This is a genomic window from Saccharothrix texasensis (assembly GCF_003752005.1).
Lineage (GTDB): Bacteria > Actinomycetota > Actinomycetes > Mycobacteriales > Pseudonocardiaceae > Actinosynnema > Actinosynnema texasense.
On record NZ_RJKM01000001.1, the window covers coordinates 2,887,980 to 2,902,141 of the forward strand.

Consider the following 14,162-nt stretch of genomic DNA (forward strand, 5'->3'; position numbering starts at 1 on the left):
TCACCAGCCGGCGGCGCGCACCACCTCGTGCGCGAGCTGTGAGCCGATCTCGCGGCGGGCGAGGCGTTCGCGGATCGTCGCCTCCTCGGCGGTCAGCAGCACGCACGTGGAGCGGACCTCGCCCGCGCCCGTGGCGCGCCGGAGCATCGGCTCCAGCACGCTGACCGTGTTCGTGCAGATGAGCCGCCGCTGACCGAGCGCGGCTTAGTCGGCGCACACCGCGGCCAGGTCGCGCTCGGTGATCCGGGTGCGGTGCGGGTCGTCGGCGGGCACCGGGTGGACCACACCGGCCGGCCTGCCACGGCCCAGCCCGTCGCGACACCGGGTTCCGGCCTGCTCCACGTGCCGTCATGTGGCACGATCGCGCACGTGACCAGCACCTCCGCCGCGACGCAGCACCTGCGCGACCTGGCCAGGTTGCGCCGCGTCCGCGACCGGATGGACCGCGAGTACGCGCAGCCGCTGGACGTCGAGGCGCTCGCGCGCGGCGTGAACATGTCCGCCGGGCACCTCAGCCGCCAGTTCCGGCGCGCCTACGGCGAGTCGCCGTACTCGTACCTGATGACGCGGCGCATCGAACGCGCGATGGCGTTGCTGCGGCGGGGCGACCTCAGCGTCACCGAGGTCTGCTTCGCGGTCGGCTGCTCGTCGCTGGGCACGTTCAGCACCCGGTTCACCGAGCTGGTCGGCGTGCCGCCCAGCGAGTACCGGCGGGAGGCCACCGGCGCGACGGGCGGCATGCCGGCGTGCGTGGCCAAGCAGGTCACCAGACCGGTCAGGAATCGAGAAGCGTCCGCTCCGGGCCCCGACCTAGCGTGACCGCCATGGACATCAGCATTCACCAGACCTTCCTCCCGCAGGACGACCCGGACGCCGCGCTCGCCTTCTACCGCGACACCCTCGGCTTCGAGGTGCGCAACGACGTCGGCTACGAGGGCATGCGCTGGATCACGGTCGGCCCCGCCGGCCAACCCGGCACCTCGATCGTGCTGCACCCGCCGGCCGCCGACCCCGGCGTCACCGACGAGGAGCGCCGCACCATCACCGAGATGATGGCCAAGGGCACCTACGCCGCGATCAACCTCGCCACCAAGGACCTCGACGGCACGTTCGACGAGCTCCAGGCCGGTGGGGCCGAAGTCGTCCAGGAACCGACCGAGCACCCCTACGGCGTGCGCGACTGCGCGTTCCGCGACCCGGCGGGCAACCTGATCCGCATCCAGCAGCTGCGCTGAGCCGCGCCGCACCCCGCCGTGAGCCGCCCCGCTCCCACGTCCGCGGGAGCGGGGCCGCGGCACCCCGAACGCGCCCGGCACAACCAGATGGAGACACGATGAGCAAGGCCACCAGGACGGACGGGCGGTCGCCCGAGCCGCACCTCGCCGACCGCCACGACCTGATCCGCGTGCAGGGCGCGCGCGTGAACAACCTCAAGGACATCAGCGTCGAGATCCCGAAACGCCGGCTGACGGTGTTCACCGGCGTGTCCGGCTCGGGCAAGAGCTCGCTGGTGTTCGGCACCATCGCCGCCGAGTCGCAGCGGATGATCAACGAGACCTACAGCGCGTTCGTGCAGGGCTTCATGCCCACGCTGGCGCGGCCCGAGGTCGACGTGCTCGACGGGCTGACGACGGCGATCATCGTCGACCAGGAGCGGCTGGGCGCGAACCCGCGCTCGACGGTCGGCACCGTCACCGACGCCAACGCCATGCTGCGCATCCTGTTCAGCAGGCTCGGCACGCCGCACATCGGCCCGCCCAACGCCTACGCGTTCAACGTGCCGTCGGTCAAGGCCAGCGGCGCGATCACGGTCGAGCGCGGCGGCAGGACCAAGGCCGAGAAGGCGACGTTCAACCGGCTCGGCGGCATGTGCCCGCGCTGCGAGGGCATGGGCTCGGTCAACGACTTCGACCTGACCGCGCTCTACGACGACAGCAAGTCGCTCAACGAGGGCGCGCTCACCATCCCCGGCTACAGCATGGACGGCTGGTACGGCCGCATCTACCGCGGTTGCGGCTTCTTCGACCCGGACAAGCCGATCCGCAAGTACACCAAGAAGGAACTGCACGACCTCCTCCACAAAGAACCGACCAAGATCAAGGTCGACGGGGTCAACCTGACCTACTCGGGGCTGATCCCGCAGATCCAGAAGTCGTACCTGTCCAAGGACGTCGACGCGATGCAGCCGCACATCCGCGCGTTCGTGGAGCGGGCGGTGACGTTCACGACCTGTCCCGAGTGCGGCGGCACGCGGCTGGCCGAGGAAGCCCTCGCGTCCAAGATCAAGGGCAAGAACATCGCCGACCTGTGCGAGATGCAGATCAGCGACCTGGCCCAGTGGGTGCGCGACCTCGACGAGCCGTCGGTGGCGCCGCTGCTCGTGACGCTGCGGCGGGCGCTCGACTCGTTCGTGGACATCGGGCTCGGCTACCTCTCGCTCGACCGGCCCTCCGGCACGCTGTCCGGCGGCGAGGCGCAGCGCACCAAGATGATCCGCCACCTCGGCTCGTCGCTCACCGACGTCACCTACGTCTTCGACGAACCCACCATCGGGCTGCACCCGCACGACATCGAGCGGATGAACGAGCTGCTGCTCCGGTTGCGGGACAAGGGCAACACCGTGCTGGTGGTCGAGCACAAACCCGAGGTGATCGCGATCGCCGACCACGTGGTCGACCTCGGTCCCAAGGCGGGCACCGGCGGCGGCGAGGTGGTGTTCGAGGGGACCGTCGAAGGGCTGCGCGCCAGTGACACCCTCACCGGGCGGCACCTGGACGACCGGGCGTCGTTGAAGGCGTCGGTGCGGACGCCGTCCGGCGCGCTGGAGGTGCGTGGCGCCGACACCCACAACCTGCGTGACGTGGACGTCGACATCCCGCTCGGCGTGCTCTGCGTGCTCACCGGCGTGGCCGGGTCCGGCAAGAGCTCGCTGGTGCACGGCTCGGTGGCCGGCCGCGACGGCGTGGTGGTGATCGACCAGGGCGCGATCCGCGGCTCGCGGCGCAGCAACCCGGCCACGTACACCGGCCTGCTCGAACCGATCCGCAAGGCGTTCGCCAAGGCCAACGGCGTGAAGCCGGCGTTGTTCAGCTCCAACTCCGAGGGCGCCTGCCCCACGTGCAACGGCGCGGGCGTCATCTACACCGAGCTGGGCGTGATGGCGACCGTCGAGACCACGTGCGAGGACTGCGAGGGCAAGCGGTTCCAGGCGTCCGTGCTGGAGTACGAGCTGGGCGGGCGGAACATCGCCGAGGTGCTCGCGATGTCCGCGGTCGAGGCGGAGGCGTTCTTCGGGACGGGTGACGCGCGGGTGCCGGCCGCGCACAAGGTCCTCGACCGGCTGGTGGACGTCGGCCTCGGCTACCTGTCGCTGGGGCAGCCGCTGACCACGTTGTCCGGCGGTGAGCGGCAGCGGCTGAAGCTGGCCGCGCAGATGGCCGAGAAGGGCGAGGTCTACGTCCTCGACGAGCCGACCACCGGCCTGCACCTGGCCGACGTCCGGCAGCTGCTCGGCCTGCTGGACCGGCTGGTCGACTCGGGCAAGTCGGTCATCGTCATCGAGCACCACCAGGCGGTCATGGCGCACGCCGACTGGATCATCGACCTCGGTCCCGGCGCGGGCCACGACGGCGGCCGGATCGTCTTCGAGGGCACGCCCGCCGACCTGGTCGCCGAGCGCGCCACCCTGACCGGCGAACACCTCTCCGCCTACGTCACCCCCTGACCCCCGAGAGTCCAACCCCCACGGCTCGTGAGTCCAACGTCCAGGGCCCGAGAGTCCAACGTTCGCGGACCCCGAATTCAACGCTCAGCGCTCGGCCCCGTGCGCTGAGCGTTGAATTCACCCCCTCCGGACGTTGGACTCTCGCGGCGTGGGCGTTGGACTCTCGGGGTCAGGTGGTGGGGGTCAGGCGCAGGGCGGTCCAGGAGACGGGCGGCAGGACGACGCGCAGGTCGCCGTCGGCGATGGTGGCGGTCTGCGGCCGCGGCACGACGCGGTCCGGGTCGTCCTCGGTGTTGGTGGCCGAACCGTCCGGGTCGTGCACGGTCCACGCCTCGGCCACCTCGACGTCGCCGAACGCGGCCAGCGCCACCGTCAGGTCGACCGGCTCCGACCGGTGCCGGTTGACCACGAACACCACCGTGTCACCGGTCTCCTCGTCGTGCGTGGCGACCGAGTCGACCACCGGGACGTCACCGAAGCGCTGGGTCGAGTACGTCGGCGACGACGTCTCCACCCGCAGCACCTGGCCCCGCGCCAGCCGCGACGTCAGCGCGAACGGGTGGAACGTCGTCTGCCGCCACGCCGGGCCGCCCGGCTCGCTGCGGATTGGCGCGATCACGTTCACCAGCTGCGCCTGGCACGCCACCGCCACCCGGTCGCTGTGGCGCAGCAGCGAGATCAGCAGGTTGCCGACGACCACGGCGTCGGTGACGTCGTACTGGTCCTCGATGACCCGCGGCGCGACCTCCCACTCCGTGCGCGGCTCGGCCTGGAACCGCTTCATGTACCAGACGTTCCACTCGTCGAACGAGAGCGTGATCTTCTTCTTGCTCTTGAGCCGCGCGCCGACCGCGTCCGCGGTGGCCACCACGCTGTCGATGAAGTGGTCCATGTCGGCGGCGGAGGCCAGGAAGCTGTCCACGTCGCCGTCGAGCACCTCGTAGTAGGCGTGCAGCGAGATGTGGTCCACCTCGTCGTACGCCAGCTCCAGCACGGTGGACTCCCACTCGCCGAACGTCGGCATGGACGAGCTGGAGCTGCCGCACGCCACCAGCTCCAGGTCCGGCTCGGCCTGCCGCAGCGCGCGGGCCGTCTCGGCGGCCAGCCGGCCGTACTCGTGCGCGGTCTTGTGGCCGAGCTGCCACGGGCCGTCCAGCTCGTTGCCCAGGCACCACAGCTTCACGCCGTGCGGCTTCTCGGAGCCGTGCTCGCGGCGCAGGTCGGACAGGTGCGTGCCGCCTTCGTGGTTCATGTACTCGTGCACGTCGAGCGCCTCGGCGACGCCGCGCGTGCCGAGGTTGACCGCGTACATGACCTCGACGTCGGCCTTGCGCGCCCAGCGGACGAACTCGTCGACGCCGACCTCGTTGGTCTCCAGGCTGTGCCAAGCCAGCTCGCGGCGCACGGGCCGCTGCGAGACGGGTCCGACGCCGTCCTCCCAGCGGTAGCCGGAGACGAAGTTGCCGCCGGGGTAGCGGACCAGCTCGACCCCCATCTCACGGGTCAGCTCCAGCACGTCGCCCCGGAAACCGTCCTCGTCGGCGGTCGGGTGGCCGGGTTCGTAGATGCCGGTGTAGACGCACCGGCCCATGTGCTCGACGAACGACCCGAAGAGCCGGCGTCGCACGGGCGCGATGACGTAGTCGGGGTTGAGGGCAAGAGAGGCGTTGAGCACGGTGCTCCTACTTCAGGGCGCCTGCCGCCGCGCCGCTGCGCCAGAAGCGCTGCAGCAGGACGAAGGCGACGATGAGCGGGACGATGGCCAGCAGTGAGCCGGTCACCACGAGGTTGAACAGCATCCGGGTGCCTGCCTCCTGCTGGGCGGTGTTGAACCAGGTGGTCAGACCCACGGTAAGGGGGTACAGGTCGCTGTCGCTGAGCATCACCAGCGGCAGGAAGTAGTTGTTCCAGGTCGCGACGAGGGTGAACAGGAACACGGTGACGAGGGCGGGCCGCATCATCGGCACCGCGATCTGCCAGAAGATGCGCAGCTCGCCCGCCCGGTCGATGCGGGCGGCGTCGATCAGCTCCACCGGCACGCTCTCGTCCACGTACACCCGGATGAGGTATGCGCCGAACGGGCTGAGCAGCGACGGCAGGATGACCGCCCACATCGTGTCGACGAGCTCCACCTCGGAGAGGATCAGGTACGTCGGCAGCACCAGCGCGGTGGCCGGCACCATGATCATGCCCAGCAGGGCGGTCTCGAACAGCCTCTTGCCCGGGAACTGGAACCGGGCCAGGCCGTAGCCCGCCGCCGCCGCGAGGACCGTCGCGCCCACCGCGCTCAGACCGGAGTACAGCGCGGTGTTGACCAGCCACTTGCCGTAGGCGCCGTCGTCCTCGCGGAACAGCAGCCCGATGTTCTCGAACAGGTTGACCTCGGCGAACCACAGCGCGGGGCTGTCGAGCAGGTCGGGCTGGCTCTTGGTGGCCGCGACGAGCACCCAGAGCAGCGGGACGAGGAAGTACAGGATGCCGACGCCCATCAGCAGGTGCGGGAGCCGGGTGTTCAGCCTGGGCCGGTTGTCGGTTTTGCCGAGGGTCATGCGCGCTTCCCCCGCCTGCGGTTGTTGACGATCACGAACGCGTAGGCCACGACGAACACCAGGAAGCCGAGCGCGAAGGACAGCGCGGCGGAGTAGTGGAAGTCCGAGTAGGCGAACGCCTGGTTGTAGGCGTAGAGGTTCGGCGTGTAGCCGGCCGAGATCTGGGGCGCGAACCGGGCCATGATCTGCGGTTCGGTGAAGAACTGCATGGTGCCGATGACGGTGAAGATCGCGGCCAGCGTGATGGCCTGCTTGATCGCGGGCACCTTGACCCGCAGCGCGACCTGCACCGGCGTGGCGCCGTCGATCACCGCGGCCTCGTACATCTCGCGCGGCACGCCCTGCAGCGCCGAGTACAGGATGATCATGTTGTAGCCGGTCCACGCCCACGTCACGATGTTGCCCAGCGACACCAGCAGCAGCGAGGTGCTGAAGAAGTCGATCGGGTCGCCGCCGACCAGCGTCGGCAGGTCGGCGAACGGGCCGAACGTGCGGCTGTAGAGGAAACCCCACATGAGCGCGCCGACGACGGCGGGCACCGCGTAGGGCATGAACGCGATGAGCCGGAACGCCAGGGCGAACTTCGTGGTCACGGCGTCCAGCACGAGCGCGCCCGCCAGCGCGATGCCGAGCATGACCGGGATCTGCACGAGTCCGAAGAGGACGACCCGCAGCAGGCCGTCGAGCAGCAGCGGGTCGGTGAACGCGCGCACGTAGTTGTCGATGCCGCTGAACCGCGTGCCGAGCGCGAGGCTCCGGCTGGACAGGCTGAGCCAGAACGCGTAGCCCAGCGGCACCACCAGGAACGCGACGACGACGAGGAAGAACGGCAGGACGAACAGCATCCCGGCCACCGGGTGCGCGGTGACCCGGCGCGACCGGCGCCGCGCGCGGGACTCGACCGGCGCGAGCGGCGGGTCGTCGGCCTCGGGCGCCGCGATCGACGTGGACCGCGTCACGGTGAACCTCCTGACTTGGCCAGGGCCCGTCGCGGCGTCGAGCTCGCCGCGACGGGCCGCCGGAGCGCTACTCGCTGACCTTGAAGCCCTGCTGCTCGGCGTAGGCGACGACGTTCTTCTGCGTCTCCTCCAGCACCGTGCTCCACGGCCTGCTGCCCGACATGGCCTCGGCGCTGCGGTCGTTCAGCTCGCCGAACACGAAGTCCTGGAACGGCGTGTACTGGAACTCGCCGAGCTTCTCCGACACCGGCACGAAGATCTCGTTCACCTTCTGGCCGTTGAAGAACTCGTAGGCCTTGCCGGTGAACGCCGGGTCCGCCGCCACGTCCTTGACCAGCGGGTAGAGGAACGCCTTGTTCAACCCGATGTCCCAGGCGGCCTTGGACTTGCCGAACAGCTCGCGCGCCACGGTGGTGGCCGCCTTCGGGTTCTTGGCCTGCTTGGTCACGGTGAACGTGGAGCCGCCCCAGTCGCCCTGCTCGTCGGCGCCCGCGGTCCACTGCGGCATCGGGGCGACCGCCCACTTGCCCGCCGTGTTCTTCAGCGAGCCCGCGACGTAGCCGGGGGTCCAGCCGGCCGCGGCCCAGGTCCAGTACTTGCCCGAGTCCAGCGCGGCGGTGGCGTCGGCGGTGAAGAACGGGTCCTTGGCCATCAGGCCCCTGTCGACCAGGTCGCCGTAGAAGTCGAAGACCTTCCGGCACTCCGGCGCGGTGAGGTTGATCTTCACCTGGTCCTTGGCGGTGGCCTGCGAGTAGCCGTAGGGCCGGCAGCCCGCCTGCCACATCAGGCCGTTGATCCAGCCGCCGTCGCTGCCGAAGCTGGCGACGTGCCCGTCCGGGTCCACGGTCTTGATCTTCGCGGCGGCCTCGCCGTACTCGGCCCAGGTGGTCGGCACCTTGATGCCGTGCTGGTCGAAGAGGTCCTTGCGGTACATCAGCGCCATCGGGCCGCCGTCGACCGGGATCGCGTAGACCTTCTCGCCGTCGGTGGCCTGCTTCCACGCCCACTCGGCGTAGAGGTCCTTGTCGTCGTTGGCGCCGTGCTCACCCATGTCGACCAGGGCGTCGAGGATGATGAACGTGGGGATCTGCTGGAACTCCACCATCGCCACGTCCGGCGCGCCCTTGCCGGCGGTGAACGCGGTCTTGAGCTTGGCGTACTGGTCCGGTCCGGTGCCGACGTTGGTCCACTCGACCTTGATGTCCGGGTGCGAGGCGTTGAAGGCCTCGACCACCCCCTTGAACTCCGGGTACCACGCCCAGACGGACACCGTCACGGGTCCGCCGTCGTCGCCGCCGGCCCCGCCGCACGCGGCCACGGCGAGCAGGCCGCAGGCGGCGAGCCCCCCTCGGAGTTTCGCCAACCATGTGGTGCCGAGCATGAGTGCGCCTTTCCGTCGCGGCATGCGTCAGTGCATGCGCGACCGCGATCACGGTGCGTGAGCGAGACGTACAAGCTGTGCGGCGACCCCGCGAGGCGCGGTCTGGTGCCTCGGGGTCGTGGTCCGGGTGTCGCGCCACGGCCGGCGGGTTCGGGGGAACCGACCGTGGTCGCCGCCGTGGCACCGGGTCTTGCTGCGCTGCAAAGCACTATGTACGGCGTTTTGCCGCGCTGCAAGACCTCACCTGAAGTTAATCCAAACGAGACTTGAACCCGCTGCGGATCACCGGCGGGTCGGGGCTTGTCGCGGCGCGGACCGGCGTGCACACTCCTTTGCAGCGCTGTAGCGGTAAGGCCGCCGCGCCGGTCCGACGGAGGAGAACGATGCGCGACGCCACGCTGCGTGACGTAGCAGAGCTCGCGGGTGTGTCCGCGCGGACGGTCTCGAACGTGGTCAACGGCTACGCCAAGGTCACCGAGCGGACCCGGGAGAAGGTGGAGCGTGCCATCGCCGAACTGGGCTACCGGCCCAACGTGCTGGCCCGCAACCTGGCCAACGGCCGGTCCGGGCAGATCGCGGTGGTCGTGCCGTACCTGGACACGCCCTACTTCGCGGAGCTGTTGCAGGCGATCATCCCGAGGGCTCGCGAGCGCGGGTACAACGTGCTGATCGACCAGACCGACGGCGACCCGGCGCACGAGCGCGAGCTGATCCGGCGCGGGGCGCGGGCGCTGCTGTTCGACGGCATGATCTTCAGCCCGCTCGGGCTGGCGCAGGAGGACCTGGACGACGGCGACCCCGCGCTGCCGCTGGTCGTGCTGGGCGAGCGGACGTCCAACGGCACGTTCGACCACGTGGGCATCGACGACGTGGCGGCGTCACGGGAAGCCACCGCGCACCTGATCGGCCTGGGCAGGCGGCGGATCGCGGCCATCGGCGACCAGCCGTACCCGACCGGGGAGGCGGCGCAGCTGCGCACGCTCGGCTACCGGCAGGCCCACGCCGAGGCCGGGTTGCCGGTGGACGAGTCGTTGATAATCCACACCCCGAGGTTCAACCGGGCCGACGGCTCCGGCGCGATGCGGCTGCTGCTGGACCGGGCCGACCCGCCGGACGCCGTGTTCTGCTACAGCGACCTGGTCGCGCTCGGCGCGCTGCACGAGGTGCTGGAACGCGGCCTGCGCGTGCCCGAGGACATCGCCCTCATCGGGTACGACGACATCGAGGAAGGCCGTTACTCCAACCCGACGATCAGCACCATCTCGCCGGACAAGGTGACCATAGCGACCACGGCGGTGGACCGGCTGCTCGCGCGCATCGGCAGCCCCGAGCCGTTGCCGGGCGTCGAGGTGCGCGCCGAGCACAAGCTGATCGCCCGCCAGAGCACCCTGGGCCGCGCTCCACGGTGACCTGAACGTTCAACTCGCCTGTTCCGAACGTAGGACACGCGCGTCCGGAACGTAGGACACGCGCGACGCGAACGTACGACTCTCGCGGGACCGGCAGGTTCGTGGCTCCTGGCCGGATGCGGTGGCCCGACTATGGCACAGGGCGCCTGAAACCGTCCTGAAGGAACCTGAAGCGGACTTCAGGTGCCGCCGGGCGGGTCACGGCATAGTTGCGGCCATGCGGGTACTGGTGGTCGAGGACGACCGGCGATTGGCCGAACTGCTCAGCCGCGGCCTCACCGCGGAAGGATTCGCGGTCGACCTGGAGCACGACGGCCGCGACGGGCTGTGGCGGGCCGCCGAGCACGCCTACGAGGTGATCGTGCTCGACGTGATGCTACCGTCCCTGAACGGCTACCGCGTGTGCGAGCGGCTGCGCGCGACCGGTGTGTGGACGCCGATCCTCATGCTCACGGCCAAGGACGGCGAGCTCGACGAGGCCGAGGGCCTCGACACCGGTGCGGACGACTACCTGACCAAGCCGTTCTCCTACGTCGTCCTGGTGGCCCGGCTGCGCGCGCTCGTCCGTCGCGGCGGGGTGGCGCGGCCGACCGTGCTGCGCGCGGGCGACCTCGAGCTGGACCCGGCGCTGCGCGCCTGCCGCCGCCGCGGCGTGCCGATCCCGTTGACCGCCAGGGAGTTCGCGGTGCTGGAGTTCCTGGTGCGCCACCGCGACCAGGTGGTCACCAAGACCGAGATCATCCAGGGCGTGTGGGACTCGGCGCACGACCCGGACCCGAACCTGGTCGAGGTCTACGTCTCCACCCTGCGGCGCAAGGTCGACGCGCCGTTCGGACGGCGCAGCATCACCACCGTCCGGGGTGTCGGGTACTGCGTGCGGGGTGACGACCGGTGAGCCGGTTCCGGTCGTTGCGGTTCGGCGTGACGGTGGTGGCGACGGTGGTGATCGCGCTGCCGCTGCTCGGGATTGCCGCCGTGGCCTCGGTGTTCCTGCGCGACCAGGCGATGCGGTTCGACACCGCGGCGAACAAGATCACCGTCATCTGCCTGTCCGGCTCGCTCAGCGCCGACGCCTCGGGCGCGGCGAACCGGCGGACCTCCGGCACGGTGTCGCTGGGCGAGGAGTGCGCGGTCGGCGAGCACGAGATCGCGATCACCTCGAAGCGGATCGGGGACCACTCCGTCCCGGGCCTCGCGGACACCGACCGGGTCGTGTTCTACGAGGCGCGGTACAGCTCCGCGGCGGAGATACCGCAGCTGTCGCTGTGGCCGTTCACCGATCCGCTCGCCATCGACGCCCGGCAGCTGACCGACACCGGCGAGACGAGCCCGAGCAGACCCGCGGCGGGCCTGTCCCAGTGGTGGCGGGACGACCTGGTCGCGGCGCAGGCGACGCTGAACGGCCGGGTGCTGGGCCTGGTCGGCGGCGCGCTGCTGCTCACCGGCCTGTTCGCGTTCGTGGTGTGGTTCGCCACGGGCCGGGTGCTGCGGCCGGTCGAGGCCATCCGGCGGGAGGTCGCCGACATCACCGGGCACGACCTGTCCCGCCGGGTGCCCGTGCCGGGCACGCGCAACGAGATCGCCCGCCTGGCCGGCACGGTGAACACCACGCTGGACCGGTTGCAGGCGGCCGTGGAGGAGAACCGGCGCTTCGTCGCCGACGCGTCGCACGAGCTGCGCAGCCCGATCGCGGCGTTGCGGGCCGAGCTGGAGATCGCGCACGCCCACCCGGACCTGACCGGTTGGCGGGCCGTGGTGGACGGCGCCCTCCAGGACACCTTCCGCCTGCAACACCTGGCCGACGATTTGCTGACGCTCGCCCGGCTCGACCACGCGCCCGCCACCGCCTCGACCGAACCGGTCGACCTGGCCGGGCTGGTGCGCGCGGAAACCGACCGCCACCGCTCCCGCCACGCCGTGACGACCGAAGTGGCCGACCGGCCCGTCCACGTGCGCGGCAGCCGGGCCCTGCTGGCCCGGCTGCTCGGCAACCTGCTGGACAACGCCGAGCGGCACGCCGGCACCCGGATCGCCGTCCGGCTGGCGGTGGTGGACCAGGTCGCGCTGCTCGACGTGGTGGACGACGGCCCCGGCATCCCGCCCGAGGACCGCGAACGCGTCTTCGAGCGCTTCACGCGCCTGGACGACGCCCGCACCAGGGAGACCGGTGGCGCGGGCCTCGGCCTGCCCATCGCGCGCCGGATCGCCCGGCTCCACCGCGGCACGCTCGACGTGTCCGACGCGCCGGACCACGACGGCGCCCGCTTCACCGCCGTCCTGCCGCTCGACCCGGCCTAACCCCCGGGACGACCAGGCCCGATTCGTAGGCCGCGACCACCGCCTGGGTGCGGTCGCGCAGGCCGAGCTTGTTCAGCACCCGGCTCACGTGCGTCTTCACCGTCTCCTCCGTCACCACCAGCCGGGCCGCCACCTCCGTGTTCGACAGGCCCTCCGCGATCAGCCGCAGCACCTGGGTCTCCCGCGGCGTGAGGGTGGACACGGCGGAGGCGGGCGTGACGGGCTCCGGCCGCAGGCGGGTGAACTCGCCGATCAGGCGCCGGGTGACGGTCGGCGCCAGCAGCGCCTCGCCGGCCGCGACGACCCGCACCGCGTCGAACAGCCGCTCCGCCGTCACGTCCTTGAGCAGGAACCCGCTGGCGCCCGCGCGCAACGCGTCGTAGACGTACTCGTCCAGGTCGAACGTGGTCAGGATCAGCACCCTCGGCCCGTCCGCGAGCCGGCGGGTGGCTTCGATGCCGTCCACGCCCGGCATCCGCACGTCCATCAGCACCACGTCGGGCGACAGCTCCCGGCAGACCCGCACCGCCTCGCCGCCGTCGGACGCCGTGCCGACGACGGTGAAGTCGGCCTGCGTGTCGAGCAGCGCGGCGTACCCGGTGCGGATCACCTGGTGGTCGTCGGCGACCACGATCCGGACGGTGCTCACCCGGCCGCCCCCGCCGGGAGGCTGGCCTCGACGAGGAACCCGCCCACGGCGGTCGTGCCCGTGCGCAACCGGCCGCCGACGGCCGCCGCCCGTTCCCGCATCCCGGTCAGCCCGTGCCCGCCGGGCGGTGACGCGGCACGTGGGCCCGGCCCGTTGTCCCTGATGCGCAACCGCAACGCCTCCTCGGTGTAGTGCAGCTCCACGTCGACCGCCGCGCCGGGCGCGTGCCGCCGCGCGTTGGTGAGGGCTTCCTGGACGATCCGGTACGCGGCCAGTTCCACGCCGGGGTCCAGCTCGGCGGGCGTGCCGGAGACGATGAGCCGCGCGCCCGCGCCGGACGTGTCGCGCGCGTCGTCGATCAGGTCGTTGAGCTGCGGCAGCCCCGGCTGCGGGTGCCGGTCCGCGACGTCCGCCGGCACGTCCTCCCGCAGCACGCCCAGCAGCCGCCGCATCTCGGTCAGCCCGGCCCGCGCGGTGTCGCCGATCTCCGACAGCCGCTGCGCGCCGGCGGCGGGCATGCCGGGCGTGGTCAGCCGGGCCGTCTCCGCCTGCACCGCGATCATCGAGATGTGGTGCGCCACGACGTCGTGCAGCTCGCGGGCGATCCGGGCCCGTTCACCCCGGGCGGTGTGCTCCAGCAGGCTCCCGGCCACGGCTTGGCGGGCGGCCCGGTGCACCAGCGCCTCGCCGCGCGCCCACTGGGCGACCCCGACCCACGCCGCCGCCAGTGCCGACGACGCCGCCAGGACGGTCACCGCGTCCGCGTCGCGCACGAGGGCCAGCACCGGGTACGGCGCGGCCAGGCAGGTCGCCGGGACCTGGCCGCCCACCCGGCCCAGCCGGTGCAGCACGACCAGCTGCGCGCCGAGCCCCGCCACCGTGAGGCCGTGGAACAGCCCGAGCGACAGCACGCCCGCCACCGACACCGCGACCGCGGCGGGCAGCGGGCGCAGGAACGCCGCCGGCGCGGTGGTCCCCAGCGCCAGCACCCCGAGCACCAGCACGAGCCGCGGGTCCGCGCCGCCGGTCACCGCCCGCGCCACCGCCTCGCCCACCGCGGCCGCACCCAGCGCCACCACGGCGGCCACCGGCACGTGCGGGCCGTCGGCCGACCGCCGGCCCCACCCCTCTTCGCTCACCCGGACCATTCTCGTCGTCGACCTGGTCCGACGCGTCACCGCAGGTGGTGACAC

Annotated in this window: 14 protein-coding genes; 6 read left to right on the forward strand and 8 right to left on the reverse strand. The window is 71.5% G+C overall.

Annotated elements, in window-relative coordinates; genetic code table 11:
* Both EDD40_RS42565 and EDD40_RS42570 read right to left on the reverse strand, forming a co-directional pair.
* Positions 1–159 (reverse strand): hypothetical protein, encoded by a 159-nt coding sequence (locus EDD40_RS42565; RefSeq protein ID WP_211348147.1) that lies wholly within the window; start codon positions 157–159, stop codon positions 1–3.
* A gap of 45 nt (positions 160–204) precedes the next feature.
* Positions 205–342 (reverse strand): hypothetical protein, encoded by a 138-nt coding sequence (locus EDD40_RS42570; protein WP_211348148.1) that lies wholly within the window; start codon positions 340–342, stop codon positions 205–207.
* A gap of 27 nt (positions 343–369) precedes the next feature.
* Between EDD40_RS42570 and EDD40_RS11350 the strand changes: the two genes are divergently transcribed.
* The 3 genes from EDD40_RS11350 to EDD40_RS11360 all read left to right on the forward strand — a co-directional run bounded on the left by EDD40_RS11350 (position 370) and on the right by EDD40_RS11360 (position 3,724).
* The gene (locus EDD40_RS11350; protein WP_123742868.1) at positions 370–819 is read left to right on the forward strand and encodes a helix-turn-helix transcriptional regulator; all 450 of its coding nucleotides are present in this window, start codon (positions 370–372) and stop codon (positions 817–819) included.
* A gap of 5 nt (positions 820–824) precedes the next feature.
* Positions 825–1,235, forward strand: coding sequence for a VOC family protein (locus EDD40_RS11355; protein ID WP_123747954.1), 411 nt, complete (start codon positions 825–827; stop codon positions 1,233–1,235).
* A 98-nt stretch (positions 1,236–1,333) separates the two neighbouring features.
* On the forward strand, positions 1,334–3,724 hold the full coding sequence (locus EDD40_RS11360; RefSeq protein ID WP_123742869.1) for an ATP-binding cassette domain-containing protein: 2,391 nt from the start codon (positions 1,334–1,336) through the stop codon (positions 3,722–3,724).
* A gap of 169 nt (positions 3,725–3,893) precedes the next feature.
* On the opposite strand, the gene arfA is transcribed toward EDD40_RS11360, so the two are convergent.
* The 4 genes from arfA to EDD40_RS11380 form a co-directional block, all read right to left on the reverse strand.
* The gene (arfA, locus tag EDD40_RS11365) at positions 3,894–5,399 is read right to left on the reverse strand and encodes an arabinosylfuranosidase ArfA (RefSeq protein WP_123742870.1); all 1,506 of its coding nucleotides are present in this window, start codon (positions 5,397–5,399) and stop codon (positions 3,894–3,896) included.
* 7 nt (positions 5,400–5,406) lie between these two features.
* Positions 5,407–6,273 (reverse strand): carbohydrate ABC transporter permease, encoded by an 867-nt coding sequence (locus EDD40_RS11370; RefSeq protein WP_123742871.1) that lies wholly within the window; start codon positions 6,271–6,273, stop codon positions 5,407–5,409.
* Complete coding sequence (locus EDD40_RS11375) at positions 6,270–7,232, reverse strand: carbohydrate ABC transporter permease (protein ID WP_246037606.1); 963 nt, start codon at positions 7,230–7,232, stop codon at positions 6,270–6,272. The genes EDD40_RS11370 and EDD40_RS11375 overlap by 4 nt, the downstream gene beginning before the upstream one ends.
* 67 nt (positions 7,233–7,299) lie before the next feature.
* Positions 7,300–8,613: an ABC transporter substrate-binding protein gene (locus EDD40_RS11380; protein ID WP_170185029.1), complete on the reverse strand. Its 1,314-nt coding sequence runs from the start codon at positions 8,611–8,613 to the stop codon at positions 7,300–7,302.
* Between the two features lie 383 nt (positions 8,614–8,996).
* Here EDD40_RS11380 and EDD40_RS11385 point away from each other — a divergent pair, with 383 nt between their 5' ends.
* From EDD40_RS11385 to EDD40_RS11395, 3 genes are all read left to right on the forward strand, one after another.
* Positions 8,997–10,022, forward strand: a complete 1,026-nt coding sequence (locus EDD40_RS11385) for a LacI family DNA-binding transcriptional regulator (RefSeq protein WP_123742873.1) — start codon at positions 8,997–8,999, stop codon at positions 10,020–10,022.
* Between the two features lie 217 nt (positions 10,023–10,239).
* Positions 10,240–10,917: a response regulator transcription factor gene (locus EDD40_RS11390; protein ID WP_123742874.1), complete on the forward strand. Its 678-nt coding sequence runs from the start codon at positions 10,240–10,242 to the stop codon at positions 10,915–10,917.
* Complete coding sequence (locus EDD40_RS11395) at positions 10,914–12,320, forward strand: sensor histidine kinase (RefSeq protein WP_246037607.1); 1,407 nt, start codon at positions 10,914–10,916, stop codon at positions 12,318–12,320. Before EDD40_RS11390 ends, EDD40_RS11395 begins: the two co-directional genes overlap by 4 nt.
* On the opposite strand, the gene EDD40_RS11400 is transcribed toward EDD40_RS11395, so the two are convergent.
* Together EDD40_RS11400 and EDD40_RS11405 are read right to left on the reverse strand one after the other, a co-directional pair.
* Positions 12,289–12,969 (reverse strand): response regulator, encoded by a 681-nt coding sequence (locus EDD40_RS11400; protein ID WP_123742875.1) that lies wholly within the window; start codon positions 12,967–12,969, stop codon positions 12,289–12,291. The two genes, EDD40_RS11395 and EDD40_RS11400, sit on opposite strands and share 32 nt — an antisense overlap.
* Entirely contained in the window at positions 12,966–14,108 is a 1,143-nt protein-coding gene (locus EDD40_RS11405) for a sensor histidine kinase (RefSeq protein ID WP_211348149.1), read from the reverse strand. The genes EDD40_RS11400 and EDD40_RS11405 overlap by 4 nt, the downstream gene beginning before the upstream one ends.
* Positions 14,109–14,162 lie beyond the last annotated feature (54 nt).

What these genes read in the sequence shown, in the direction of transcription:
- EDD40_RS11355 (WP_123747954.1), top strand. Translation starts at nt 825, where the DNA reads ATGGACATCAGCATTCACCAGACCTTCCTCCCGCAGGACGACCCGGAC.
- EDD40_RS11360 (WP_123742869.1), top strand. Translation starts at nt 1,334, where the DNA reads ATGAGCAAGGCCACCAGGACGGACGGGCGGTCGCCCGAGCCGCACCTC.
- EDD40_RS11370 (WP_123742871.1), bottom strand. Translation starts at nt 6,273, where the DNA reads ATGACCCTCGGCAAAACCGACAACCGGCCCAGGCTGAACACCCGGCTC.
- EDD40_RS11380 (WP_170185029.1), bottom strand. Translation starts at nt 8,613, where the DNA reads ATGCTCGGCACCACATGGTTGGCGAAACTCCGAGGGGGGCTCGCCGCC.
- EDD40_RS11385 (WP_123742873.1), top strand. Translation starts at nt 8,997, where the DNA reads ATGCGCGACGCCACGCTGCGTGACGTAGCAGAGCTCGCGGGTGTGTCC.
- EDD40_RS11390 (WP_123742874.1), top strand. Translation starts at nt 10,240, where the DNA reads ATGCGGGTACTGGTGGTCGAGGACGACCGGCGATTGGCCGAACTGCTC.